This is a genomic window from Lachnobacterium bovis (assembly GCF_900111325.1).
GTDB lineage: Bacteria > Bacillota > Clostridia > Lachnospirales > Lachnospiraceae > Roseburia > Roseburia bovis_A.
The window spans coordinates 1-3104 of the sequence record NZ_FOGW01000050.1 but is presented as its reverse complement, the minus strand read 5'-3'; the positions used below and the strand labels follow the sequence as shown (position 1 = coordinate 3104).

Here is a 3104-nt window from a genome sequence, read left to right as displayed (position 1 = left end):
TGTGTCAGAACTTAGGAAAAATCAAAAGATGCGTGAAGACTTAGAAAAAAATCTTTATGAGATAGAGAAAGAAAATGAAAGGTTTTCTGAAGAATATTTTGAAGGTTTAAGAGAAATAAATAAAATTGCAGAAGAAACATGTAATTTAAAGGAACCGAAGATATCTCAATGCGTGGAAAATATCAGAAATAATATTTTAAATATGCAAAAACAAAGAGATGAGTATTTGTCAAACTATAAAAGATTGATTTATAGTGATAGAGAAAAACTTGAAGAGGAAGAAAAAAATATTAGAACAAGACTATCAGCTATATAAATAGGAGAATAAAGAAATGTCAGGCAAATATAATATAAATGAAAACTTTATAAAGGACTGTGCCAAGAAAATAAAGCAAAGCTGTGATAAACTAGCAAAAAAAGATTTATCTCCAGTAGATAATGTAAGTACGTTAACAGCTAATCATAACTTGCAGACTTCATATCAAGAGATGGAAAATTTGAATGAAAAATTAAAAAAAGCCATCACAGCAGATGCAGATAACATTACGAAACTATTACAGGCACATATAGAACATGATAAAGCAATGAAGAAAGAAAATACAAAATAGAAGTAGGAGGTTATGATAATGGCACAAAACGGAATGCTGGATCGAGATATGTTAGTAAAAGAATGCGGTAGTGCAATAGATAGATACCAAGAAGTATGGAGTACTATTAAAGCAAAAGAAAAAGATATAGATAGTTTTACAACAGATAAAACAATAGAGAGCAAAAGCTTTGACAATTTAAAAGCAGTAATGTCAGATTATATATTAGTAATTGGTGCAATGGGAACAGCAGTAAATTTTGATTTAAATGATTGCCAAATGTTAAAAAAGACTATAAACAATGTAGATATTAACAAGATTGATGTAGGAAATTTACAAAATCAAGTAGCTACTGCTGAAACAACAATAGAGACAAATAAAAGCCGTCTTGAGAATATTCAGAAAAATTTAAATAGCTGTGCTAATGATAATAGTGAGGCTGCAGCACAAAGAAGTACACAATTAAGAAATGATATAAGAAATTATGGTTATAATATAAAAAATTATAATGAAATAGTAAATATATGTAACCATTACATACAAGAATATCAAGATATTGAAAAAAACACATCTAATTTTTTCACGCAAGGAAAAACATATAGAGATAAAGCTAATGGATTGTTAGACGAAATAATGGGGTCATTTACAAATGGACAATATTCTCCAAAGCAGGTTTCGTCATTTAGAAATGAACTAGCAGAAGATGAGAAGGTAAAAGCAACGTTATCAATTGCATATGAATCAAATATTGAGAAGTTAGGAATATCAAAGAACAGAATCCAAAAATTAAAAGAATATGGATTAAGTATGCGAGATATTTACTTTTTATATCAAAATCCTAAAACTAGTAAAAAAATTTTATACATAATAAAGGGAGATAAAGAATCTTTAAAAAAACTATTTTTAGAAGATCCGGATATAGTTGATGGTAACACAAAGGCATTTTTAGTAACATATGTTAATGTGTTGTTTCATAAGGATAAAAAAGCATTTTGTGAATTACAGAATGTAAAGAACACTAGTATATATGCTTTAAGTCCAGGAGAAGAATATAGTGCAAAAAAAACCCCAGATGGAAGGACTAGTCCGTATATGGATGAGGTTGCAAGAAGAGATTTCGCACTAGAAAGTTATGAACAATCAATAAAAGATAAAAGCTATAAAACTGCGGCTAAAATATTAGAAGAAAATAATAAGGCATTTGGAAGCTATAGGTCTCAGTGGGATAATATGATTTTAAGTGGGGAACTAGCTCAGGCAAAAATGTATAGTAATCAAACAGTTAATTGCTATAATGCTGCACATGATCCAAAGAATAAATATAAAAATGAAGATATGAAAAATGCGCAGAGTATGTATGCTTCATATCAAGAAATAATGGAAACAGTTTCAGCAGTAGCAGCTGTGAAGGATTTGAATTCAAAGAATGGAATGGTAATTCTCGATAAGCCAGTAAAGGATTCTAAAAAATATACTGAGAGGTTTGAAATACGTAAGTATAATTTGAAAGATAAATTATATGAAAAGGAATATAAAACTACGTTGAATATTCAATTTAAGGACACGTTCGAGAAAGCTGACAATGGAAGAGATGATTTAAAAAATATATCTGATAAACAAAAGGAAGATCAAAAAAAAATAAGAGAAGATAAGAAACAGCTATTTAAAACTGTTGAACTGTCTGCTTTGCAAATTATACCAGGAGCAGGAGCATTGTATGACACTTTATATAGTGTTGATCAGATAGCTTCAACTAATTATAATTGCGTATCAGGTCAAGATAAAGTGCCAGAATACTGTCAAACTGGTGTGCATTCTATTTTGAATGCAGGAACAGCTTTAGCACAAGCCAATCAACTTTTGTCGGATTGTAATAAGGCAGAAAAAGATTATAAGGATAATGTTGATTTTGCTTATTCTAAATGGTTTGGTTCTTTTTGCTGTTATGATGAGGGAACAGATGAAGCAGGGAAAGATGTTAACAAGGAATATAATTATTCTTACATTACAGATATAGGGTTTGATCCTTGTATTAGGATAGAAATGGAAAAATGGAAAAAGGATGGTATGGAATCTATAGTTAATTTTACATATAATGATCAAGCTGGAGGTAAGGAAAAATTTATGAATGTACTAAAAGAAGATAAAAAAATGTATCGTACGTTTATGAATAAAAAAATAGATTTACAAAGCTCATCTGAAAAGTATGATTTTATGGATGACATGTGCAATTTTGGTGACTTTATGGATAATCACCACAGTATTTCATGTAGTCATAATATACGAAATCATTTTCAAGATAGCGTTTCGTCTGTTAAGGATGAATTAATTACTGAAGATTAAGGAAGGAGTAATTAGGATGATATCAAAAAAATATACAATATTAAAATATGTATGTGTGATTGCGTTGGAATTAACATTAACTGCATGCGTTTATGATCATGTACGTGAGGTGTATATACATAGTGACAAAAAAAGATACGCAATAGAAAAACAATTAAACAAATCAGAAGAGGA

The 3104-nt window shown here is 29.3% G+C and carries 3 protein-coding genes; all 3 read left to right on the top strand.

Annotated elements, in window-relative coordinates; all coding sequences use genetic code 11:
• A partial coding sequence (locus tag BMY79_RS11635) for a hypothetical protein (RefSeq protein ID WP_207645464.1) occupies nt 1-316 on the top strand: 316 nt, incomplete at its 5' end.
• Between the two features lie 16 nt (nt 317-332).
• Nucleotides 333-608, top strand: coding sequence for a TIGR04197 family type VII secretion effector (locus BMY79_RS11630; protein WP_027422412.1), 276 nt, complete (start codon nt 333-335; stop codon nt 606-608).
• Between the two features lie 18 nt (nt 609-626).
• Nucleotides 627-2930: a hypothetical protein gene (locus BMY79_RS11625; protein ID WP_074731023.1), complete on the top strand. Its 2304-nt coding sequence runs from the start codon at nt 627-629 to the stop codon at nt 2928-2930.
• The last annotated feature ends 174 nt before the right edge of the window (nt 2931-3104 follow it).

What these genes read in the sequence shown, in the direction of transcription:
- BMY79_RS11625 (WP_074731023.1), top strand. Translation starts at nt 627, where the DNA reads ATGGCACAAAACGGAATGCTGGATCGAGATATGTTAGTAAAAGAATGC.
- BMY79_RS11630 (WP_027422412.1), top strand. Translation starts at nt 333, where the DNA reads ATGTCAGGCAAATATAATATAAATGAAAACTTTATAAAGGACTGTGCC.